The following is a 4,018-nucleotide window of genomic DNA, read 5'->3' on the forward strand; positions in this document are numbered from 1 at the left end:
TTGGCTCTGGCGCACATCTCGTGATCGAGATCGACACCCGAGGTGCTGCGGCTGGCCTCATGCCAGGAGGACCCGCTTGCGGAGCAGGTCGAAGCTGGCGCGGCCATACATCTGCCGCTTGAGCATCTTGATCCGGTTCACGTTGCCCTCCACCGGCCCGGAGCTGTAGGGCAAGCTCAGCCCGTTGCTCACCGCCTGGTGGTCGCGTCGCAGACCAGTGGTGAAGGAGTGCAGGCCAGGCAGGTCGTCGGCCTCCACCGCGGCGATCCAGCCGTCGAGCCGGTTGCCACGCAGGCCGGCCATGATCTCGGCGAACGCCGCCACGTGCCCGCTGGCGGCGTCCAGGTGCGGGCAGCGGGCAAGGACCTCCTTCAACCTGGTCTGCTCCTCAGCCTCCAGCGCGTCGGGGCGGCGCATGATCCAGCCGCTGACCTCGCGCACGGTCGGCGGGGTGGGGCCGGGTGGCGGCATGGGCCGCCCGTGGCGGAACGGTCGTAGGTAGCGGCGCACGGTCTGGTCGCTGCCCGAGTAGCCCTGCGCCTTGATCTCGGTGGTGAGCACGGCGGCGTCGGTGCAGCCCTGGTTCCAGCGTTGGTGCAGGTAGGCGGTGAACCCGTCCAGGACGCTGGCCCGTTCGGCGGTCTTGGTCAGCAGCTCGTCCAGGCTGCTGGCGTGGGCGAACCGGCGGACGGTCTGGACGTCCAGGTGCAGGCTGCGGGAGATCGCCGAGATCGACTCGCCGTGGGCGCGCAGCTCCTGGACTGCCGCGTAGCGCTGGGTGGTCCGGGTCACGATCTTCTTCTCCGGCGGTGCCGTTGCTGGCGATGGGGCCAGATCGGCCGGCGGCGGGGTGGGGGGCGGTGGCTCGGCAAGGGGCTCCCGCAGGCAGCCACGGTGGCCAAGCACCGTCCTTTCGACACCCTTGGCGAGGTTGTGCCACAGGTGCCAGCGATCGGCGACCTGCTGGGCCGCTGGCGCGCCGGTGCGGGCGCCGTCGGCGTAGGCACCAGCCCGGTCACGGCAGATCACCTGGGTGCCGGGATGCTCGGTGAGCCAGGCAGCAAACGTCTGCGCTTCTCGGTCTTGGAGCAGGTCGATGGGCCGGTGGGTGGCCATGTCCACCAGCACGGTGCCGTAGGCGCGGCCGCGGCGAAACGCGAAGTCGTCCACGCCGAGCACGGCCACTTCGCCGACCTCGGGGTCGGGCAGCGCGCGCAGCAGCCGCAGCAGCGCGTCGCGGCTTGCTGGCAGCCCCAGCCGGCCGGCCAGCCGTGTCCCGGCGCGGCCGGCCAGCGCCAGGGCGACCTGCTCCAGCAGCGCGCGCAGCAGCGGGGTGCGCCGAGCGTAGCGGGTGGTCAGCCCCGGGAGCTGCTCGGTGAATGTCCTCGCTGGGCAGTCGGGGTCCTCGCAGAAGAACCGGCGCACCCCAAGGCGGAGCACCACCCGCCGGCTGCCCGCTGCCGCGTCGGCGAGCCGGCGCTGGTAGCGGCTGTGCACCCTGGCCGAGGCGCGGCCACACCGGGGACAGGTGGCCGAGGTTGTGCGGGCGTGTGCCCAAACATGCACGGCGTGTTCGACCTGCTGGACCTGCTCGACCGCAACGGCGGCCAGGTGCGGTAGAAGGCCGTCAAGACCCTGGTCATCACATAGCGGCCAAGATCACCAGCCTGCCCACCGATCCGGCGACGGTTCCATCACGAGATGTGCGCCAGAGCCGCGAACTTCGGGGATGACGATCATCGAAGTTCGGGTCCTGTTGAGCTCTTGAGGCTCCTGCGTGCGGGTCCTGCCCGCATGGCAAGGGCCCCTTCAGCATGCCGGGCGACCAAGCACCGGAGCGCCGAAGGGGCCACCGAGATGATGACGCAGGAGGAGTTCATGGACGTGGTGGCGTTGCGCCGCCAGGGCTGGACGATCACCGACATCGCCGCCGCGGTCGGCCGCCACCCCGACACGGTGGCCAAGTGGCTCAAGGCCGGTGGGCCGCCGGCCCGCCGGCAGGTCGTCGAGACGGTGATCGACCAGCGCTGGGCCAGGCGGATCGAGGAGCTGCTGGGCCGCAACCGCAACCTGCTGGCCAGCTCGGTGTATCGGCTGCTGGTGGCCGAGGGCTTCCCAGCCAGCTACCCGACGCTGGTGCGCCACCTGCGGAGCGTGCGCGGCCCGCGGCGGGGCCGGACCAGCAGCGCGACGGTGCCGATCGAGACCGCGCCGGGTGAGGAGGCGCAGGCCGACTGGTCGGACTGTTCGGACTGGGGCGAGCGCTTCGGCCTGGGCCCGCTGCACTGTTTCGGGGCGATCCTGTGCTGGTCGCGCCGCCGCTTCTGGTGGTTCGCCTCCTCGGTCGATCGGGCCCACTCCCTGGAGGGCCTGGTCCGGTTCTTCGAGGACGCCGGTGGCGTGCCTGGGCGGGTGCGGATCGACAACATGGGCGCGCTGGTCGCTCGCGCGCACCCGCGGCTGGTGCTGCACCCGCCGGCGCGGGAGTTCGCCGCCGCCCATGGCTTCGGCTTTGCGGGCTGTTGGCCTGGTGACGCCGCCCGCAAGGGCAAGGTCGAGCGGCCCTTCCGCGAGCTCAAGGAGGCCCTGCTTGAGGAGCTGGTGCTGGACCCGCCCGGCTCGGTCGGCGAGCTGAACACCCGCGCCGCGGCGTGGCTGGCGGCGGTCGTCGACGTCCGGCCCCACCGGGTGACCGGCGAGCCGCCCGCCGACCGGCTGGCCCGCGAGCGGCCGCTGCTGGCGCCGCTGCCACGGCTGCGCTACGACACCGCCCGACGCGAGCCGCGCCGGGTCGGCCGGGTGCCGCTGGTCGAGTGCGACGGCGCCTCCTACTCGGTCCCGCCTGAGCTTGCCGGGCAGCTGGTCGAGGTGCGCCAGCCGGTCGCCGCGACCACGCTGGAGATCCGCTCGGGCGGCCAGGTCGTGGCCCGCCACACGCTCGTTGCGGCCGGCCAGACCGCCTGGGACCCAGCGCACCGGGCCGCGGTCGAACGCCTGGCCCTTGGTCGCCGCCGACCGGCCCGCCACCTGCGGTCGGTGGCCGACCCGCCGCCGCCGTGCACCGCCGAACTCGACCTCGGCCCGGGCGACTACCAGGTCGCCACCCCTGACCTTTCGGTGCGCTACGACCTGGACGGGGGTGAGCGGCCATGACCACCCCGACCCCGAGCGGGCTCTACGAACAGCTCAAGGACGACCTCGGCTACCTCAAGCTGGTCCGCGCGGCCGAGGTCCTGCCCGCCCTGCTCGACCGGGCCCGCACTGACGAACTCACCCACGCCCAGTTCCTCGCCGAGCTGGTGGCTGAGGAGGCAGCCGCCACCCGCAACCGCAGGATGGCCGCGCGCTTGCGCTTCGCCCACTTCCCCGCCCGCCGCACCCTGGCCGAGTTCGACTTCGACTTCCAACCCTCGGTGGACCGCAAGCTGGTCGAGGACCTGGCCAGCCTGCGGTTCGTGGCCGAGGGCCGCCCGCTGCTGCTGCTCGGCCAGCCCGGCTGCGGCAAGAGCCACCTCGCCATCGCGCTGGCCACCCTGGCCGTGGAGGCCGGCTACCGTGGCTACTTCACCTCGGCCGCCGACCTGGTCGCCACCATCGCAGCCGCCTACGCCGACGGCACCTTTGCGACCAAGGTCCGCACCTACACCGGGCCGAGCGTCCTGGTGATCGACGACGTCGGGCTCACCGCCATGGACCGCGCCGCCGGCAACGCCTTGTTCCAGGTCGTCAACCGCCGCTACGACAACGGCTCGACCACCATCGTGACCACCAACCGCGGCCTGCCCGCCTGGGGCGAGCTGTTCGGCGACCCGGTGGTCGCCGCCGCCATCCTCGACCGGCTGCTGCACCGGGCCGTGGTCATAAACATCAAAGGCCCGAGCTGGCGCCTCCGCGAGCACCAGAGCCTCGTCGATCGTATTCGAGAGGGGGTGGGCGCTAGGATCTGACCCCAGGAGCCGGGAGCTCAACATCCCGAACTTCGTTGATCAGAAACACCGAAGCTCATTGATCGCCCACA

At 72.3% G+C, this 4,018-nt stretch carries 3 protein-coding genes; 2 read left to right on the forward strand and 1 reads right to left on the reverse strand.

What is annotated here, in order from left to right:
* Positions 1-57: 57 nt before the first annotated feature.
* Positions 58-1,566 (reverse strand): ISL3 family transposase, encoded by a 1,509-nt coding sequence (locus VG276_01135; GenBank protein ID HEV8648018.1) that lies wholly within the window; start codon positions 1,564-1,566, stop codon positions 58-60.
* Positions 1,567-1,857: 291 nt separating this feature from the next.
* Here VG276_01135 and istA point away from each other — a divergent pair, with 291 nt between their 5' ends.
* Positions 1,858-3,153, forward strand: coding sequence for an IS21 family transposase (istA, locus tag VG276_01140; protein HEV8648019.1), 1,296 nt, complete (start codon positions 1,858-1,860; stop codon positions 3,151-3,153).
* A complete protein-coding gene (gene istB, locus VG276_01145) occupies positions 3,150-3,947 on the forward strand; it encodes an IS21-like element helper ATPase IstB (protein ID HEV8648020.1) in 798 nt (265 codons plus the stop codon). Before istA ends, istB begins: the two co-directional genes overlap by 4 nt.
* Positions 3,948-4,018 lie beyond the last annotated feature (71 nt).

It is taken from the genome of Actinomycetes bacterium (genome assembly GCA_036000965.1).
In the GTDB taxonomy this organism is placed as follows: domain Bacteria; phylum Actinomycetota; class CALGFH01; order CALGFH01; family CALGFH01; genus DASYUT01.

Coding starts and splice junctions, on each gene's coding strand:
- istB (HEV8648020.1), top strand. CDS start 3,150: ATGACCACCCCGACCCCGAGCGGGCTCTACGAACAGCTCAAGGACGAC.
- istA (HEV8648019.1), top strand. CDS start 1,858: ATGATGACGCAGGAGGAGTTCATGGACGTGGTGGCGTTGCGCCGCCAG.